18 protein-coding genes are annotated in these 16,591 nt (G+C 67.3%); 13 read left to right on the plus strand and 5 right to left on the minus strand.

Annotation, left to right across the window (positions count from 1 at the left end; genetic code table 11):
* Nucleotides 1–579: AbrB family protein (locus tag QOC76_RS00955; RefSeq protein WP_526353217.1), on the plus strand; the 579-nt coding region annotated here is incomplete at its 5' end.
* Here the strand turns inward: QOC76_RS00955 and QOC76_RS00960 are convergent.
* Nucleotides 525–1,319, minus strand: a complete 795-nt coding sequence (locus tag QOC76_RS00960) for a purine-nucleoside phosphorylase (protein ID WP_526353219.1) — start codon at nt 1,317–1,319, stop codon at nt 525–527. The two genes, QOC76_RS00955 and QOC76_RS00960, sit on opposite strands and share 55 nt — an antisense overlap.
* 37 nt (nt 1,320–1,356) lie before the next feature.
* On the opposite strand from QOC76_RS00960, the gene QOC76_RS00965 reads away from it, so the two are divergent.
* From QOC76_RS00965 to QOC76_RS00975, 3 genes are all read left to right on the plus strand, one after another.
* Nucleotides 1,357–2,541 (plus strand): M20 family metallopeptidase, encoded by a 1,185-nt coding sequence (locus tag QOC76_RS00965; RefSeq protein WP_526353221.1) that lies wholly within the window; start codon nt 1,357–1,359, stop codon nt 2,539–2,541.
* A complete protein-coding gene (locus tag QOC76_RS00970) occupies nt 2,538–3,707 on the plus strand; it encodes an amidohydrolase (RefSeq protein ID WP_526353223.1) in 1,170 nt (389 codons plus the stop codon). Before QOC76_RS00965 ends, QOC76_RS00970 begins: the two co-directional genes overlap by 4 nt.
* A 171-nt stretch (nt 3,708–3,878) precedes the next feature.
* Nucleotides 3,879–4,766 (plus strand): type IV toxin-antitoxin system AbiEi family antitoxin, encoded by an 888-nt coding sequence (locus QOC76_RS00975; protein WP_526353225.1) that lies wholly within the window; start codon nt 3,879–3,881, stop codon nt 4,764–4,766.
* 81 nt (nt 4,767–4,847) lie between these two features.
* On the opposite strand, the gene QOC76_RS00980 is transcribed toward QOC76_RS00975, so the two are convergent.
* Nucleotides 4,848–5,330, minus strand: a complete 483-nt coding sequence (locus tag QOC76_RS00980) for a gamma-glutamylcyclotransferase family protein (RefSeq protein ID WP_526353227.1) — start codon at nt 5,328–5,330, stop codon at nt 4,848–4,850.
* Nucleotides 5,331–5,396: 66 nt separating this feature from the next.
* Between QOC76_RS00980 and QOC76_RS00985 the strand changes: the two genes are divergently transcribed.
* From QOC76_RS00985 to QOC76_RS01015, 7 genes are all read left to right on the plus strand, one after another.
* On the plus strand, nt 5,397–6,812 hold the full coding sequence (locus QOC76_RS00985) for an NAD(P)H-quinone dehydrogenase (protein WP_526353229.1): 1,416 nt from the start codon (nt 5,397–5,399) through the stop codon (nt 6,810–6,812).
* A gap of 101 nt (nt 6,813–6,913) precedes the next feature.
* Nucleotides 6,914–8,659 carry a glycerol-3-phosphate dehydrogenase/oxidase gene (locus QOC76_RS00990; protein ID WP_526353231.1) on the plus strand — a complete coding sequence of 582 codons (1,746 nt, stop codon included), beginning with the start codon at nt 6,914–6,916 and terminating at the stop codon, nt 8,657–8,659.
* Nucleotides 8,656–9,522: a pseudouridine synthase gene (locus QOC76_RS00995; RefSeq protein ID WP_526353233.1), complete on the plus strand. Its 867-nt coding sequence runs from the start codon at nt 8,656–8,658 to the stop codon at nt 9,520–9,522. The genes QOC76_RS00990 and QOC76_RS00995 overlap by 4 nt, the downstream gene beginning before the upstream one ends.
* Nucleotides 9,519–10,487, plus strand: coding sequence for an MOSC domain-containing protein (locus QOC76_RS01000; protein ID WP_526353235.1), 969 nt, complete (start codon nt 9,519–9,521; stop codon nt 10,485–10,487). The genes QOC76_RS00995 and QOC76_RS01000 overlap by 4 nt, the downstream gene beginning before the upstream one ends.
* Nucleotides 10,484–10,864, plus strand: coding sequence for a DUF1330 domain-containing protein (locus QOC76_RS01005; protein ID WP_526353237.1), 381 nt, complete (start codon nt 10,484–10,486; stop codon nt 10,862–10,864). Before QOC76_RS01000 ends, QOC76_RS01005 begins: the two co-directional genes overlap by 4 nt.
* Before the next feature lie 2 nt (nt 10,865–10,866).
* Nucleotides 10,867–11,766, plus strand: a complete 900-nt coding sequence (locus QOC76_RS01010; protein ID WP_526353239.1) for an NmrA family NAD(P)-binding protein — start codon at nt 10,867–10,869, stop codon at nt 11,764–11,766.
* 4 nt (nt 11,767–11,770) lie between these two features.
* Nucleotides 11,771–12,541 carry an SDR family NAD(P)-dependent oxidoreductase gene (locus tag QOC76_RS01015; protein ID WP_526353241.1) on the plus strand — a complete coding sequence of 257 codons (771 nt, stop codon included), beginning with the start codon at nt 11,771–11,773 and terminating at the stop codon, nt 12,539–12,541.
* Nucleotides 12,542–12,626: 85 nt separating this feature from the next.
* Here QOC76_RS01015 and QOC76_RS01020 read toward each other — a convergent pair whose 3' ends face one another.
* Complete coding sequence (locus QOC76_RS01020; protein WP_526353243.1) at nt 12,627–12,800, minus strand: hypothetical protein; 174 nt, start codon at nt 12,798–12,800, stop codon at nt 12,627–12,629.
* Between the two features lie 35 nt (nt 12,801–12,835).
* On the minus strand, nt 12,836–13,507 hold the full coding sequence (locus QOC76_RS01025) for a TetR/AcrR family transcriptional regulator (protein ID WP_526353245.1): 672 nt from the start codon (nt 13,505–13,507) through the stop codon (nt 12,836–12,838).
* A 70-nt stretch (nt 13,508–13,577) separates the two neighbouring features.
* Between QOC76_RS01025 and QOC76_RS01030 the strand changes: the two genes are divergently transcribed.
* Both QOC76_RS01030 and QOC76_RS01035 read left to right on the plus strand, forming a co-directional pair.
* Nucleotides 13,578–14,630, plus strand: coding sequence for a ferredoxin reductase (locus tag QOC76_RS01030; protein WP_526353247.1), 1,053 nt, complete (start codon nt 13,578–13,580; stop codon nt 14,628–14,630).
* 12 nt (nt 14,631–14,642) lie between these two features.
* Complete coding sequence (locus QOC76_RS01035; RefSeq protein ID WP_526353249.1) at nt 14,643–15,743, plus strand: fatty acid desaturase family protein; 1,101 nt, start codon at nt 14,643–14,645, stop codon at nt 15,741–15,743.
* Nucleotides 15,744–15,828: 85 nt separating this feature from the next.
* On the opposite strand, the gene nei2 is transcribed toward QOC76_RS01035, so the two are convergent.
* Complete coding sequence (nei2, locus tag QOC76_RS01040; protein ID WP_526353251.1) at nt 15,829–16,590, minus strand: endonuclease VIII Nei2; 762 nt, start codon at nt 16,588–16,590, stop codon at nt 15,829–15,831.
* Between the last annotated feature and the right edge of the window lies 1 nt (nt 16,591).

A 16,591-nucleotide genomic window follows, 5' to 3' on the forward strand; every position in this document is an offset into this window, starting at 1 on the left:
GATTCGGCCCCTTGGTATCTCAGTGTGGCTGTGATGGCAGTTCTGATTGTGGTCGGCGCCGCGGGTGGGCGGCTGGTGAAGCTTCCCGGCTCCGGGCTGCTCGGCCCGATGGCGCTGACCGTTGCGCTTCAGCTCAGCGGGCTGTCCTTCGGTTTATCCGTGCCCAGTGTGTTGGTGCAGGTGGGCTACATGTTGATCGGGTGGCAGGCAGGTGTCGCGTTCACCCGCGACTCGCTTCGCGCGGTCGGGCGACTGCTGCCTGCGGCGATCGGACTCATCGTGGTGATCGGTGTTGGCACGGCCGGCCTGGGCGTGGTGCTCGCCGACATCGCCGGCCTGACTCCGCTCGAGGGATACCTCGCCACCAGCCCCGGCGGGGTGTACGCCGTGCTGGCCACGGCGGTGGAGACCGGCTCGAACGTCACCTTCGTCATCGCGGCACAGCTGGTGCGAATCCTGCTGATGCTGTTCATGGCGCCCTTCCTGGGCCGCGCCGTGATGTGGCTCAGCAATCGGTCCCGCGGTCAGAGCCGCGAGATCACCGAGGCCAGCAGGGAACCCGTCCGGGTCGCCGACTGACGGCCCGCGGCCAGGACCTCTTCATGGTTCAGCGGCTCTCCCGTCATGCCCGCCGCCGCATTGGTCACCAGAGAGACCGCGAGCACCTCGGCGCCCGCCGCCCGCGCGGCGATCGTCTCGTGCACCGTCGACATGCCGACCAGATCGGCCCCGAGCGTGCGCAACATGGTGATCTCGGCGGGGGTTTCGTAGTGCGGTCCCGGCAGACAGGCGTAGACGCCCTCGGCCAGATCCGGATCCACCTCGCGGGCGAGCGCCCGCAACCGCGGCGAATAAGCGTCGACCAAGTCGACGAACTGCGCCCCCACCAACGGCGACCTCGCGGTCAGATTCAAGTGGTCGCTGATCAGCACGGGCTGGCCGACCGCGAAGTCCGCTCGCAGGCCGCCCGCGGCGTTGGTCAGCACCAGTGTTCGCACACCGGCCGCACACGCGGCGCGCACCGGGTGCACGACATGGCGCAGGCCGTGACCTTCGTAGGCGTGGATCCTGCCGACGAACACCAGCACCCGGTGGTCGCCCGTTCGCACCGAGATGACGTCGCCGCCGTGTCCCTCCGCGGTCGGGGGAGTGAAGCCGGGCAGTTCGGCAACGGGGAGCACCGCCGTCGGCTCACCCAACTCGGCGGCCGCAGGCGCCCATCCGGAGCCGAGGATCACCGCGACGTCATGGGTGTCGACACCGGTGCGTTCGCGGATTGCGGCTGCGGCCTGCTGCGCTACCGCCTCCGGATCGGTCACAGTTCGGCAGCTTAGCCGTCAGTGAGATACTGCGAGGATGCCCACCACCACCGCCGCCGTCAGCGTCGAAGACGCGGTCAACCGGCGCCGTGGTGACCTGATCGAGCTCTCGCACTCGATCCATTCCGAGCCGGAGCTGGCGTTCGCTGAGTACAAGAGTTGCGCCAAGACGCAGGCGTTGGTCGCCGAACGCGGTTTCGATATCACCGCTGCCCCCGGCGGGTTGGACACCGCCTTCCGTGCCGAGTTCGGCAGCGGTGCATTGATCATCGGCATCTGCGCCGAATACGACGCGCTGCCCGGTCTCGGCCACGCCTGCGGCCACAACATCATCGCGGCCTCGGCGGTCGGCACCGCGCTCGCACTGGCCGACGTGGCCGACGAACTCGGCCTGACGGTCGTGCTGCTGGGTACGCCCGCCGAGGAGGCCGGCGGCGGAAAAGTGTTGCTGCTCAACGCCGGAACGTTCGATGACATCGCCGCGACGGTAATGCTGCATCCCGGCCCGATCGACATCGCGCGGGCGCGCTCGCTGGCGTTGTCTCAGGTCGAAGTCACCTACCGTGGCCGCGAGGCGCACGCGGCCGTCGCACCGTATCTGGGTGTCAACGCGGCCGACGCGATCACCGTGGCGCAGACGGCCATTGGGCTGCTGCGGCAGCAGTTCGTGCCGGGTCAGATGGCGCACGGCATCGTCACCGACGGCGGTCAGGCCACCAACGTCATCCCCGCCCGCACTGCCCTGTGCTACACGATGCGCGCGACCGACGCTCCGTCACTGCGTCACCTCGAGGACAAGATGGCCGACTGTTTCCTGGCCGGTGCCATCGCGACGGGCTGCGACTACGAGGTCGAGGAGACCGAGCCGCCGTATGACGAACTGGCACCGGACAAGTGGCTGGCCGGAGTCTTCCGCGACGAGATGATTCGACTGGGCCGCGCCCCCGTAGGCGAGGAGATCGAGGCGGCCCTGCCGCTGGGAAGCACCGACATGGGCAACGTCACGCAGCTGATGCCGGGCATCCACCCCGTCGTCGGCGTCGACGCAGAAGGCGCATCGGTGCATCAGCCCGGTTTCGCGACGGCCGCGGCGAGTGCGAGTGGCGACAAGGCCGTCGTCGAGGGAGCCATCATGCTGGCGCGGACGGTCGTCGCCCTTGCCGAAACGCCGAGCGAACGGGACCGGGTGCGCGAGTCGCAGGCCAGGCGGGTGGCGTCATGACGCTCGCCGGCGCCGCCGATAGCTGGCTGGCCGAGCACTACGACGACGTGGTGGCCTGGCGCCGACACATCCACACGCACCCCGAACTCGGCCGGCAGGAGTTCGCCACCACCCAGTTCGTCGCCTCTCAGCTGGCCGATGCGGGGCTGAATCCCAAGGTGCTGCCCGGCGGCACCGGCCTGGTCTGCGACTTCGGCCCCGACCACGGTCCGCGCATCGCGTTGCGGGCCGATATGGACGCGTTGCCGATGGCCGACCGGACCGGAATGCCGTACGCGTCGGTGGTGCCCAACGTGTCACACGCCTGCGGTCACGACGCGCACACCGCGGTGCTGCTCGGTGCGGCGCTCGCGCTGAACTCGGTGCCCGAGCTGCCGGTCGGCGTCCGGCTGATCTTCCAGGCGGCCGAGGAGCTGATGCCCGGCGGCGCGATCGACGCCATCGCGGCGGGTGCGATCAACGGGGTGTCACGGATCTTCGCGTTGCACTGCGATCCGCGGCTTGCCGTCGGACGGGTTGCGGTGCGTCAAGGCCCCATCACGTCCGCGGCCGACCACATCGAGGTCACACTGCACAGCCAGGGCGGCCACACCTCGCGCCCACATCTGACCGGCGACCTGGTCTACGGGCTCGGCACGCTGATCACCGGACTGCCCGGCGTGCTGTCGCGTCGCATCGACCCGCGCACCAGCACGGTGATGGTGTGGGGAGCCGTCAACGCCGGGGTTGCGGCCAACGCCATTCCGCAGACCGGCATCCTCGCCGGGACGGTCCGTACCGCCAATCGCGACACCTGGCTGACGTTGGAAGCGATTGTCGACCAGACCATCACCGCGCTGTTGGCGCCGCTGGGCATCGAGCACACGCTGCACTACAAGCGCGGTGTGCCGCCCGTGGTCAACGAGGAGATCTCGACGCGGATTCTGACGCATGCGATCGAGACCATCGGGCCCGACGTGCTGGCCGACACCCGTCAGTCCGGCGGCGGCGAGGACTTCTCGTGGTATCTCGAGGAAGTGCCCGGTGCGATGGCGCGGTTGGGTGTCTGGTCGGGCCGCGGCCCGCAGCTCGACCTGCACCAGCCGACGTTCGACATCGACGAGCGGGCGCTCGCGGTGGGCGTTCGCGCACTGGTGAACATCGTCGAACAGGCCGCCGACTTCTAGTCCCTTCTGCACCTTTTGCACCGCGGGCGTGCGTGTTTGCACACGACACGCCGAGGTGCGACGTGCAACTGTGCACGCTCGCGGCGCGGCGATTGTGCACAGTTCGCCGTCGATCCACAGCTGAGCCGCGGTGCTCTACCGCAACCCCGGCTTACTGCAGACGATCGCGTGATGAACGCAGAGCTGGAACGGTTGTTAAACGAACAGGCCGGAGTCGCGACCAGCGGTCAGATACTGGCCGTGGTTTCCCGGCGCGCATTTGAAAACGAGTTGAAAACAGGTGCGCTGGACAAGCTTTGGTATGGGATTTACTGCCGGGGGGAAGCCGACGATCACTTGCGGCTGCGAGGTCTGGATTTGTCGTGCGGCACGAAGGTGCCCGTATGCCTGGGCACGGCGGCCGCGCTGCATGGCTTCGACACCGAAGAACCCGACGACCTGCACGTGCTCAATCCGCCGGGTCGCCAGTTGCGACCGTGTGACGGGTTGGTTGTCCATCGCCGCGATGGCGCGCCGCTGGTAACCGTCGACGGACGCCGTATCACGTCACCGGCGTGGACAGCCGTCGAGGTCGCACGCAGTCTGCGGCGTCCGCGAGCGCTCGCGACGCTGGACGCGTCCCTGCGCAGCGGGACGTGCAGCCGCGGAGATTTGTGGCGGGCCGCGCTCGAACAGGCGGGCCGTCGGGGCATCGTCGCTGTTCGTAACCTATTGCCGCTGGCCGACGAACGGGCCGAGTCCCCGATGGAGAGTGAGGCGCGGTTGGCCATGATCGACGGCGGACTGCCGGTACCGCACCTGCAATACGAACTCGTCGACGGAAATGGCGAGCTCAGGCGCTTGGACTTCGCGTGGCCCCACGAGCGCGTTGCGGTGGAGTACGACGGCCTGGACTGGCATAGCGGGCCCGATGCGCTGCGCCGTGATCGTCGACGCCAGGCAGCGTTGATGGACATCGGGTGGGTGGTTATCGCGATTGTCTTCGAGGATGTGCGCTATCGACCTTGGGAATTCGTCGGCCGCATCGACGCGCAACTACATCGCGCTCGCGCCGCCTGAGCGTGCCTGGACTACCAAAAATTGGCGGCGTGTCGTGCACAAACACGCACGCTCGCGGGGCCGACGGGGGCCGAGGGGGCGCTATGCCTCTACCGTGCCGGGGCCGATGTTGCTTGCCGGGCGGTTGCGCAGATCGCGGACGTATTCCGCTGGCGCACCGGCGATCTCGGCCGCGTCGGCCATCACACCGATATACCGCGCCGACGGTAGGCCGCCCTCCCACGCGTCGACCACATACAGCCAGGCCAGCACCGGATCCGTGGTGGTGTCCGACGACAGCCGCTCCACCCGGCACCGGATCTTCTTGTGCACCCCCAACTCGCTGCCTTCCCATTGGTCGAGGTTCTGCTCGTCGGACTCAGTCATGTCGTAGAGAACGACGAACACCTTCGACAGCGGATCCTCGACGAGCGTGGCCAGCGCGCCCTCCCAGCCGAGGTCCTCACCACCGAAGGTGAGCCGCCAGCCGTGCAGCCATCCCGTCCCCGCCATCGGCGAGTGCGGCGCCCGCTGCTGCATCTGGTCCGGATGCATGTTGGACCCGTAAGCGGCGTAGATCGGCACGGGGAGAAGCCTAAGGCTTCGTTCCGTAGCTGGGCGATCAACGGCACGCTTAGCTAGGTTAAGGCGGTGGCTACCCGCATCGTGATCATCGGCGGTGGTCCCGCCGGCTATGAGGCCGCGCTCGTCGCCGCGGCCCGCGGTCGCGACGTCGTCGAGGTCACCGTCGTCGAAAGCGACGGCATCGGCGGGGCCTGCGTGCTGTGGGACTGCGTGCCGTCGAAAACCCTGATCGCGTCGACGGGTGTGCGCACCGAGTTGCGCCGCGCTGACGGCCTCGGCTTCGACATCGCGATCGAGGACGCGAAAATCTCACTTGCGCAGATCCACAGCCGGGTGAAGACGCTGGCCAGGTCGCAGTCCGCGGACATCGGCAGCCAGTTGCTGAACGCGGGCGTCAATGTGGTCGCCGGCCGTGCCGAACTGGTCGACAGCGTGCCGGGCATGGCGCATCACCGTGTGAAAGTCACCACATCCGACGGCAAGGTCGGCGTGTTGAAGGCCGACGTCGTGCTGATCGCCACCGGAGCCAGTCCGCGAGTGCTGCCACAGGCCGTGCCCGACGGCCAGCGCATCCTGAACTGGCGCCAACTCTACGACCTCAACGAGTTGCCCGAGCATATGGTGATCGTCGGCTCCGGCGTCACCGGCGCGGAGTTCTGCAACGCCTACACCGAACTGGGCGTCAAGGTCACCGTGGTGGCCAGCCGCGACCAGATCCTGCCGCACGAGGACTCCGATGCTGCCGCCGTGCTCGAGGACGCGTTCAACGAACGCGGCGTGTCGCTGATCAAGAACGCCCGAGCCGAATCGGTGACCCGCCACGACGACGGTGTGGTGGTGAAGATCGCCGACGGCCGCACGGTCGAAGGCAGCCACGCGTTGATGACGGTCGGCTCGGTGCCCAACACGTCCGGGCTCGGGCTGGAGAAGGTCGGTATCGAACTCGGCCGTGGCAATTACCTTCCCGTGGACCGGGTTTCGCGAAGCTCGGCGTCCGGCATCTATGCGGCGGGCGACTGCACCGGTCTGCTACCGCTGGCGTCCGTCGCCGCGATGCAGGGCCGCATCGCGATGTATCACGCCCTCGGTGAGGGGGTGTCCCCGATCCGCCTGCGCACCGTCGCCGCCGCCGTGTTCACCCGGCCCGAGATCGCCGCAGTCGGCGTTCCGCAGACCAAGATCGACGACGGCACGGTGCCCGCGCGAACGTTGATGTTGCAGCTGACGACGAACGCCAGGGCCAAGATGTCGCTGCTGCGACGCGGCTTCGTCAAGATCTTCTGCAGGCCCGCCACCGGGGTGGTGATCGGCGGCGTCGTGGTGGCCCCGATCGCGTCGGAGTTGATCCTGCCGATCGCGCTCGCGGTGCAGAACAACCTCACCGTGACCGACCTCGCCCAGACGCTCTCGGTGTACCCGTCGCTGTCGGGGTCGATCGTCGAGGCGGCCCGGAGGCTGATGGCGCATGACGACCTCGACTGATGCCGCGCACGCGAGGAGCGGAACAAACGCTGCGCACGCGAGGAGCAAAACAAAGCAAGTAGCCTGGCCTTGTACTGACAAGTAACTTAGGAGCCTCTCGCGTGAGCGACCCGATCGCCGGTCCGGGCAGCGGGCAGACCCTTTTGAGCCCTGACCAGCGCGCAACGGCGTGGGAACGACTGGCCGGCGAGCAGTTCGACGTCGTCGTCATCGGCGGCGGCGTGGTCGGCGCGGGTGCCGCGCTCGACGCCGCGACCCGCGGGCTGAAGGTCGCACTCGTCGAAGCGCGCGACTTCGCGTCGGGCACGTCGAGTCGCAGCAGCAAGATGTTCCACGGCGGCCTGCGCTACCTCGAACAGCTCGAGTTCGGACTCGTGCGTGAGGCCCTGCACGAGCGCGAGCTGTCATTGACGACGCTGGCGCCGCATCTGGTCAAGCCGCTGCCGTTCCTGTTCCCGCTGACGCACCGGTGGTGGGAGCGGCCGTATGTTGCCGCGGGCATCTTCCTGTACGACCAACTTGGCGGCGCGAAATCCCTTCCCCCGCAGAAGCATCTGCTGAAGGGAGGCGCGCTGCGGCTGGCTCCGGGTCTGAAACGCAGCTCGCTGATCGGCGGTATCCGCTATTACGACACCGTCGTCGACGACGCGCGGCACACCATGACGGTGGCGCGCACCGCGGCGCACTACGGCGCGGTGGTGCGGACGTCGACGCAGGTCGTCGCCCTGTTGCGCGAAGGCGACCGGGTCACCGGCGTCAAGGTCCGCGACTCCGAGAACGGCGCCGTCGCTGAGGTGCACGGCCATGTGGTCGTCAACGCCACGGGTGTGTGGACCGACGAGATCCAGGCGCTATCCAAGCAGCGTGGCCGGTTTCGGGTCCGGGCGTCGAAGGGTGTGCATATAGTCGTGCCGCGCGACCGCATCGTCAGCGAGGTGGCGATCATTCTGCGCACCGAGAAGTCCGTGCTGTTCGTCATTCCGTGGGGCACGCACTGGATCATCGGCACCACCGACACCGACTGGAACCTCGACCTTGCTCACCCCGCCGCGACCAAGGCGGACATCGACTACATCCTCGAGCACGTCAACACGGTGCTGGCCACGCCGCTCACCCACGACGACATCGACGGCGTGTACGCCGGGCTGCGGCCGCTGCTGGCGGGGGAGAGCGAGGAGACGTCGAAGCTGTCGCGTGAGCACGCCGTCGCGGTGCCCGCGCCAGGGCTGGTGGCCATCGCAGGCGGGAAGTACACCACGTACCGCGTGATGGGGGAGGACGCCATCGACGCTGCCGCCGAGTACGTCCCGACGCGGGTGGCTCCGTCGATCACCGAGAAGGTGCCGCTGATGGGCGCCGACGGTTACTTCGCGTTGATCAACCAGACCGAGCATGTCGGGGCGATGTACGGCCTGCATCCCTATCGCGTGCGCCACCTTTTGGACCGCTACGGCGCCTTGATCGGCGAGGTGCTGGCGATGGCCGAGGGCCGGCCGGAGCTGCTGAAGCCGATCACCGAGGCGCCGGTGTATTTGAAGGTCGAAGCCTGGTACGCCGCCGCGGCCGAGGGCGCGCTGCATCTCGAGGACATCCTGGCCCGGCGCATGCGGATCTCGATCGAATATCCGAACCGGGGCGTCGACTGCGCCCGCGAGGTCGCCGAGGTCGTCGCGCCCGTGCTGGGCTGGAGCCCCGAGGACGTGGACCGAGAGGTGAACACCTACATCGCGCGGGTGGACGCCGAGGTCCGATCGCAGCAGCAGCCCGACGACGAGTCCGCCGATGCGCTGCGGGCCGCCGCCCCCGAGGCGCGCGCCGAGATCCTCGAGCCGGTACCGCTCAATTGAGGGAGCAAGCCGCGCCGTTGCCACCGCGCGACGGGGTAGGACCGGCCCGGGTGCGGTTGCGCGGGGGCGCGGTGCTGGTGGAGCTGGCGAGCCGGTTCGGCGAAGCGGCGGCGGCCAAAGTGCTTGCCGGTGAGGTGGTTTGCGCTGACGGTGCGGTGGTGACGGCGGCGACGGTGCTGCCTCCCGGCGCGCACGTTTACCTGTACCGTGATCTGCCCGACGAGGTGCCCGTGCCGTTCGATATTCCGGTGCTGTACCGAGATGACGACATCGTCGTGGTCGACAAACCGCACTTCCTGGCGACGATGCCGCGCGGCGGGCATGTCGCACAGACGGCGACGGTTCGGCTGCGGCGCGAGTTGGATCTGCCGGAACTGTCGCCGGCTCATCGCTTGGACCGGTTGACGGCCGGCGTGCTGTTGTTCACGGCGCGCCGCGAGGTGCGGGGCGCGTACCAGACGATGTTCGCGCGTGGCGAGGTGCGCAAGACGTATCTGGCGCGCGCTGCGGTCGATCCCTCGCTGCGGTTCCCGTTGACGGTTCGGAGCCGGATCATCAAGCAGCGCGGTCGTTTACAGGCGTTCGAAGAGCCGGGCGAGCCGAACGCCGAGACGCTCATCGAACACCTCGGCGACGGGTTTTACCGGTTGACGCTGCGTACCGGCCGGACGCATCAGCTGCGGGTGCACATGGCGTCATTAGGCATTCCGATCACTGGGGACCCGTTGTACCCGAACGTCGTCGACGTGGCCCGCGCCGACTTGTCGACGCCATTGCGTCTGCTGGCCCACAGCCTCGAGTTCGCGGATCCGCTCACCGGATGTTTGCGTCGGTTCGAGAGCGGGCGCACTATCGACGAATGACTGGTGTATCGGTTGGCAGGCTGTGGCAATACCCCGTCAAGTCGATGCAGGGGGAAGAAGTCGATCAGATCCTGCTCGGCCCCAACGGTGTGGCCGGCGATCGCGCGTATGGATTCGTCGACGTCGAGACCGGCCGGTTGGCCAGCGCCAAGCGACCTCGACGATTCGGCGCCCTGCTGGACTGCCGTGCGCGGTTCCTGACGCAGCCCGCCGACGCAGGCGAATCACCGCCCGTCGAGGTCACCTTTCCCGACGGCACCGTGGTGTGCACCGACGACGACAGCGGCGCCGAACTGACACGACGAGTGGCCGATCTGCTCCGTCGCGAAGTTCGCCTGATCTCCACGGCTCCGGACGGCATTGCGGTGGACGAGCTGATACCGCAGTTGCAGGGGCTCGGCGAATCCGCCTTTGAGACAATGCAAGTCGAGCCCGCCGACAGCCAGGGAGACCGCTACATGCAGTTTCCGGTCGCAATGGCCGCGCCCGGCACGCTGCTGGACCTGGCCGCCATGCATGTACTGGCCACCAGCACGTTGCGGCGCATGGCCGCCGCCCATCCCGAAGGCAGCTGGGATCCACGGCGAATGCGGCCCAACATTCTGATCGACGACAGCCTCGAGCCGGCCAACGAAGACGACTGGCTCGGATGTGACCTGCACATCGGCGAGCATGCCGTCGTGCACATGGTCGGGGCGACACCGCGCTGCGTGATGACCACCCTGCCCCAGCCCGGCCTGCCCAAAGACTCCAATGTGCTGAAGACCGTCGCCCGTGTGAACATGAAGGATTTGGGTCCCCTGGGTCGAATGCCTTGTGCCGGTTCGTATGCCGAGGTCGTGACGCCGGGCGTGGTGCGGCGCGGCGATTCGATTCGCTTTGAACGCGTCGAGCCCCGCAAGGGTGCGCTGGCCGCCACGTTCGAGATGATGGCCGCTGCGCTCGCCGCAGGGAACGGCCAATGAGCCCGCCACTGGAGCCGACGCCTGAGCAGATGGCCGCGCTTGCAGCGCGACCCGCAGCCGAACCCGTGGTCATGGTGAACCTGCTGAAGTTCACAGCCGACGGCGGTCGCGAAAGCTATGCCCGCTACGCACAGGAGGTCGCTCCTCACCTGCGACGCGTCGGTGGCACCGTCCGCTACGCAGGCGGCGCGCCGACGCAGGTCATCGGTGACGCCGAGAAGCCTTGGTGGGATGCGATTCTGGTCGTCGAGTACCCGTCGCCCGCGGCGTTCATCGACATGGTGACCAATGCGGAGTATCTCCAGATCCACCACTTTCGCGCGAACGCACTCGAGCGCGGCGATCTGATCGCCACGACGTGGACGATGGCCGACTAGCCGTGTATCTGATTACCGGTGCGGGCGGAGGCATCGGCAGTGTCAGCCGCGGCGTGGTCGAACTGCTCCTCGATGACGCCCGACCCGTTCGCGCGATGGTGCATCGAGACGACGACCGCGCGGCCGCACTCCGCGACCTCGGCGCCGAGGTTGTCGTCGGCGATCTGACCAACCCGCAGGACGTCGCGAACGCGATGGCAGGCGTCGACCGCATGTTCTTCAACATGAGCGTCTCGCCCGACTACCTGACGGCGACCGCCATCGTCTGCGCGGTCGCACTGGAAGCGGCCCCCGTCGAGGTCATCGTGAACATGTCGCAGATGACCGTGTCGCAGATGACGCTGACCAGCACTGCGGAATCCAAGCAGCACCGACTGCACTGGCTGGCCGAACACATCATGAACTGGGCGGGCGTGCCGGTCGTGCACGTCCGGCCGACGGTGTTCATGGAGAACCCCCTGCTGACGATGCTCGCCGCCGGTTCCATCCGCGAACGAGGCGCGCTCGTCCTACCCTTCGGCAACGGCCGGACATCGCCCATCGCAGCCGCCGACGTCGCCCGTGTCGTCGCGGCCATCCTCCGTGACCCCGCGGGCCGCATCGGCTCCGTCTACGAGCTGACCGGACCCGAAGTGCTCGATATCGACGGCATCGCCGAGCAGTACGCGCGCGCTCTAGGTCGGCCGGTGGCGGCAGAGGATGTGCCCCTCGATGACTGGACGGAGCACGTCCTGGCCCCGATAGGTCTGCCTGCACATGTCCAGCAGCACATCGCCACCATGGCCAGGCTGCATCGAGAGGGCCGTTACGACCGCCGCACCGACGACGTCGCGACGGTCACCGGCTCTGCGGCCCAAACGGTGGAGCAGTACGTGGCCGCGCACGCCGACGTGTTTAGCTGACCTAGTGGATCGCACAGCATTTGACCGCTTGTTCGACATGTCCGGCCGCACTGTGATCGTGACGGGCGGCACCCGCGGCATCGGCCTCGCCCTCGCCGAGGGATTCGCCCTCGCCGGTGCGCGCGTCGTCGTCGCCAGCCGCAAAGCCGACGCTTGCGAACAGGCTGCCGCACACCTGCGCGACCTCGGCGGCGAGGCCATCGGCGTGCCGACCCACCTGGGTGAGGTCGAGGACCTCGGCGCGCTCGTGCAACGCACCGTCGACGAGTTCGGCGGCGTCGACGTGGTGGTCAACAATGCCGCGAATCCGCTGGCGCAGCCGCTGGGCGCGATGTCGGTCGACGCGATGGCCAAGTCCTACGAGGTGAACCTGCGCGGCCCCGTATTCCTGGTCCAGGAGGCGCTGCCGCACCTGAAGGCCAGCCGGCACGCCGCGGTGCTGAACGTGGTGTCCGTCGGCGCTTTCAACTTCTCGCCGGTGCTGTCCATCTACTCGTCGATGAAGGCCGCCATGATGTCCTTCACCCGTTCGATGGCCGCGGAGTTCGCCCATCACGGCATTCGTGTCAACGCGATTGCGCCGGGACCCGTGGACACGTACATGATGCAGCAGAACCCGCAGGAGATGGTCGATGCCATGGTCGGCGGCACGTTGATGAAGCGGTTGGCTACAGCCGACGAGATGGTCGGTCCCGCGTTGATGCTGTGTTCCGACGCGGGCAGCTACATGACCGGCAGCGTGATCATCGTGGACGGTGGCGGAACTCCTCGCTGAAGCGGGCCACCGCGCCAGCCGTAGACGCCAGGATCTGGCTGCGGTTCTCCATCATTGCTCCTTACGTGCGCGTAGCCACACGTTATTACGTTGACCGGCAGGCTATGTCGACATACACCGGGTAGCCGTCGGCCTGCAGGTCTTTGACGGTGTCAGCCGCCGAGCCGACCCCGCTGGGCACAGCACCGGCGTCGGCCGCGAATCCCAACGCGCTCAACGCCACGACACCGGCTGCGACCGAGGACATTGCGGACTTCATGATTTTCCGAACGCTCGCGGTTCCTCAGGCATTTCTCAGCTGCTCCGCCACCCCGTGACGCCGACGGTGATCATCCGGAGTTGTTTGACCGCAACGCGCTTTATCTCGTCGAGCGCCGCCTGATCGCCTGCCTCCTCGATGGCCTCAGCGATGACGATCATCGAGTTGACGAACAGCGCCGCCAGAATGTTGAGGTCCTCGCTGCTCCAGCTCGTCAGCCCGGGGAAGCGGGCCAGGTCGATGGCGAGCTCGGAAGTGATCAGCCGGATCTCGGTGCGGATGGCGTAGCGCAGCACGGTGACCCCGCTGGAGCGCTCGCGGCCGATGAACCGCCAGTATTCGCGCCGTTCGTTGACGCCGTCGATGAGGATGTCGACGGAGGACTCGATGACGCGCTTGGGATCGAGCCTGCCCGCCCGGGCGCTGCGCAGCATGTCACGCAGTGCCCGGAACGACTCGTCGATAAGAACCAGGCCCAGCGCTTCCATCGACTCGAAATGCCGATAGAACGCAGCGGGCACGATGCCCGCCTCGCGGGTGACCTCACGCAAGCTGAGCTGCGAAAAACTGCGGTCCTCAAGTAGGCGCAGGGCAGCAGCCACGATGGCGCGCCGGGTGGCCTCCTTGCGTTCTTCCCGGGACGGCGTGTCCCTCGAACGCGACCGACTTGATCTGCGCGTACGTGAGCTAGGCGTACGACTGTTCACTCTGTGAAACATACCACAATCAGGGGCGATGCTATTGACGGCACCGGGTGTACTCGCGCACGGTATACACATGTTCACTCAAACTTTGACACGCCGAGCGCGACGGTCGCCCCTGTTGGAGCTGCTGACCGGCCCCCACGGCGTGGACCGATACACCGAGCTAGTCGACCCCACCTGGACAACCGGCGAGGCCCGCGCGAAGGTCGTCGCGGTGCGCCGCCAGACCCCGCGCAGCGTCACGCTGACCTTGGAACCGAACCGTGCGTTCACCGGCTTCCGCGCCGGCCAGCACATCAACCTCTCCGTCGAGATCGACGGGCGTCGTCGCACCCGCTGCTACTCGCCCGCGAGCGCCGAGAGCGCGCAGGCCATCGAGCTGACGATCGGCCGCCACGACGGCGGGCTGGTGTCGAGCTACCTCTGCGACCACGCCCGCCCGGGCATGATCGTCGGCCTTGACTCCGTCGGCGGCGACTTCACGCTGCCCGCAATCCTTCCCCGCCGCATCCTTCTGGTGTCCGGCGGCAGTGGCATCACACCGGTGATGTCGATGCTGCGGACCCTGCGAGCCGGGGGATTCGAAGGAGAGATCGCCTTCGTGCACTACGCGCGCAGCGCCGACGAAGCCTGCTACGCGGACGAGCTCGCCACGATGACCGGTGTCCGTGTGCTGCACGGATACACCCGCGACGGAGCGGGCGACGTGACCGGTTACTTCGACGCCGACCACTTGGCGGTTGCCATGCCCGAGCCGGACGCGGTGTACGTATGCGGCCCGCAGGCGCTGGTGGACGCGGTTCGCACGCATTGCCCCGACGCACGATCCGAAAGCTTCGTCCCGCCCACCTTCAGCGCCCCCGCCGAATCAACCGGCGGCCGAATCTCGTTCACCGACAGCGATGTAGAGACCACCGACGACGGAAGGCCGCTGCTGCAGCAGGCCGAAGACGCCGGACTCACCCCCGAGAGCGGATGCCGCATGGGCATCTGCCACAGCTGCACCCGTCGCAAGACCCGCGGCGCGGTACGCAATCTGATCACCGGGACGGTATCGAGCACCGATGAGGAGGACGTGCAGATCTGCGTGTCCGCCCCCGTCGGCGACGTCGAGATCGCCCTCTAGGAAAGGAGAATCATGACTGCACCAACCATCACGCAGCAGAAGACCCTTCAGAAGAAGGTCGCAGGAAAGACCGTCACTCTGACCCCCGAACAGGCCGAGGCGTTCGGCCGCGAGCTCGACGCCCTCAAAGAGCGCGTCATCGCCGACCTCGGCGAGCGCGACACCACCTACATTCGCCGGATCATCAAGGGCCAGCGCGGTTTGGAGGTTGCCGGACGGGCACTGCTCTTCGGCGGCATCTTCCCGCCCTTCTGGCTCGCGGGCACCGCGATGCTGGGGTTGTCGAAGATCCTCGACAACATGGAGATCGGCCACAACGTCATGCACGGCCAGTACGACTGGACCGGCGATCCTGCGTTGGCGAGCAAGAAGTTCGAGTGGGACACCGCGTGCCCTGCCGACCAGTGGCGTCATTCGCACAACTACATGCACCACACCTACACCAACATCGTCGGCATGGACCGCGACGTCGGCTACGGCCTCCTGCGGATGAGCAAGGACCAGCGCTGGACGCCGTACTTCCTCGGCAACCCCGTGTACGCGTTCCTGCTGATGGTGCTGTTCCAGTACGGCGTCGCGCTGCACGAGCTGGAAACCGAGCGGATCCGCGCCGGCGAGATCTCCGTCGCCGACAAGCGCGACATCCTCGAGGCGATCTGGCACAAGACCAGGAAGCAGACGCTGAGGGACTACGTGGCGTTCCCGTTACTGGCCGGGCCGTTCGCGCCATGGGTGTTCGCGGGCAACATGACCGCCAACCTGATGCGCAACATCTGGTCCTACATGATCATCTTCTGCGGCCACTTCCCCGACGATGTGCAGGAGTTCTCGATCGAGGAGACCAAGGCCGAAACCCGCGGTGGCTGGTACTTCCGCCAGATCCTCGGATCGGCAAACCTGACCGGCGGCAAGCTGTTTCACATTCTGAGCGGCAACCTGTCGTTCCAGATCGAGCACCATCTGTTCCCCGACGTCCCCGCGCATCGCCACGCCGAGATCGCGCCTGAGGTGCAGGAGATCTGCAAGCGGTACGGCATTCCCTACAACAGTGGGTCGCTACCCAAGCAGTTCGCCACCGTGGTGCGCAAGATCGTCAAGCTGGCGCTGCCCTAGGTCTGACACCCGTACGCGCGAAACGGAATTCCAGCAGAGCGATACTCGTCGAATTTCCTCTGCTGGAATTCCGTTTCGGCGATGTTCAGCGCTGGCAGTTCGGGCACCAAAAAGTGATTCGGTCGCCGCTGTTGTCGGTCCGAATGGTCGTGCCGCATCGGCGGCACGGCTCCCCGGCCCGTCCATACACCCAGACCTGTTGCCCTCGCCTGGTGTCCCCGGTTGTCGTCCGGATCAAGCGGGCCCGGTTCAGCCACAACATGTCGCGGGCCCGCTGCACCACCCGCAGCGGATCCTTCACCGAACCGACCGGCGCCGTGGGCAGGTGCCCGAACAGGAAGCACAGTTCGTTGCAGTAGACGTTCCCGACGCCTGCCATCACCCGCTGGTCGAGCAGCGCCTCCGAAAGCGGCCGGTCGGGATCCGCGGCCAGATTCGCTGCAGCGACGCGAGGGTCCCAATCCGGGCCGAGCAGGTCGGGTCCGAGATGAGCGACGACGTCCTCGTCCTCGGTGCGTTCGAGGATCTCCAGGACGCCGAGATCGATGCCGGCCGCCTGCACATCACCGGCCTCCAGAATGATGCGGATGCGGTGGCCCGCGCGACTCGGCCGGTCAATGCTGCCGACCCACCAACTACCGTCCATCTTCAAATGCGAGTGAATGCTCGCTCGGCCGACGCGGATGAACAGGTGCTTGCCGCGGCTGACGACCTCGTCCACCCGCTCTCCGGTCAGGTCGACGGTGGCGTAGCGGGGCACCCGGACATCGCAGCGCGTCAACGTCTTACCGACCAGCGCCTCGCGCAGCTTTGCCGCCGTGTGGAAGACGGTGTCACCTTCGGGCATC

The sequence above is a fragment of the Mycobacterium sp. genome (assembly GCF_032159565.1).
Lineage (GTDB): Bacteria > Actinomycetota > Actinomycetes > Mycobacteriales > Mycobacteriaceae > Mycobacterium.

What these genes read in the sequence shown, in the direction of transcription:
- QOC76_RS01035 (WP_526353249.1), top strand. Translation starts at nt 14,643, where the DNA reads ATGACTGCACCAACCATCACGCAGCAGAAGACCCTTCAGAAGAAGGTC.
- QOC76_RS00975 (WP_526353225.1), top strand. Translation starts at nt 3,879, where the DNA reads ATGAACGCAGAGCTGGAACGGTTGTTAAACGAACAGGCCGGAGTCGCG.
- QOC76_RS01030 (WP_526353247.1), top strand. Translation starts at nt 13,578, where the DNA reads ATGTTCACTCAAACTTTGACACGCCGAGCGCGACGGTCGCCCCTGTTG.
- nei2 (WP_526353251.1), bottom strand. Translation starts at nt 16,590, where the DNA reads ATGCCCGAAGGTGACACCGTCTTCCACACGGCGGCAAAGCTGCGCGAG.
- QOC76_RS00965 (WP_526353221.1), top strand. Translation starts at nt 1,357, where the DNA reads ATGCCCACCACCACCGCCGCCGTCAGCGTCGAAGACGCGGTCAACCGG.
- QOC76_RS01000 (WP_526353235.1), top strand. Translation starts at nt 9,519, where the DNA reads ATGACTGGTGTATCGGTTGGCAGGCTGTGGCAATACCCCGTCAAGTCG.
- QOC76_RS00970 (WP_526353223.1), top strand. Translation starts at nt 2,538, where the DNA reads ATGACGCTCGCCGGCGCCGCCGATAGCTGGCTGGCCGAGCACTACGAC.
- QOC76_RS01020 (WP_526353243.1), bottom strand. Translation starts at nt 12,800, where the DNA reads ATGAAGTCCGCAATGTCCTCGGTCGCAGCCGGTGTCGTGGCGTTGAGC.
- QOC76_RS01005 (WP_526353237.1), top strand. Translation starts at nt 10,484, where the DNA reads ATGAGCCCGCCACTGGAGCCGACGCCTGAGCAGATGGCCGCGCTTGCA.